Origin of the sequence: Streptomyces sp. WM6386 (assembly GCF_000972385.1) — a bacterium.
GTDB lineage: Bacteria > Actinomycetota > Actinomycetes > Streptomycetales > Streptomycetaceae > Streptomyces.
Genome location: NZ_JXTE01000503.1, coordinates 1 through 440, shown reverse-complemented (window position 1 = coordinate 440; position 440 = coordinate 1). Strand labels below are relative to the sequence as shown.

Here is a 440-nt window from a genome sequence, read left to right as displayed (position 1 = left end):
GTTCATGATGGTGAAGACGTCGGATGCTGTCGTGGCCTGTTGGGCCCGCAGCCCTGTAGCGAGTGCCCCGTAGCCCTACGGGGCCCGGTCGCACACCCTCCTGTACGCCACCCCTGGCACATGCGTCCGCCACTGCTCCCGGGAGAGGTTCGCCCCCGTGCCCGCCCGGGCACACACCTGGGTGGCCGCCCGTTCGGGGTCGACCGCGTACCGCTGGAGAGGGACATGGGGGCTGCCCGCGTACAGGGTGCCGCTGTCGGTGGTGAAGGCGAGCGAGCTGATCACCTCGCCCGGGGTCGTCAGCGGGCCGCCCAGGGGCTGTTGGGTGGCGATGTCCCAGAGCTGGAGTGTTCCCGTGGTGCCCCCGACAGCCAGGGTCGCGCCGTCCGGGCTGACCGCCAGCGCGCTCACCGCTTCCGGTACCTCGCCCAGGGGAGCGG

The 440-nt window shown here is 72.3% G+C and carries 1 protein-coding gene; it reads right to left on the bottom strand.

Features of this window, described 5'->3' with window-relative positions; all coding sequences use genetic code 11:
- Window positions 1–75: 75 nt before the first annotated feature.
- Window positions 76–440, bottom strand: a 365-nt coding sequence (locus tag TN53_RS42435; RefSeq protein WP_046264254.1) for a WD40 repeat domain-containing protein, incomplete at its 5' end; no start/stop codon positions are given.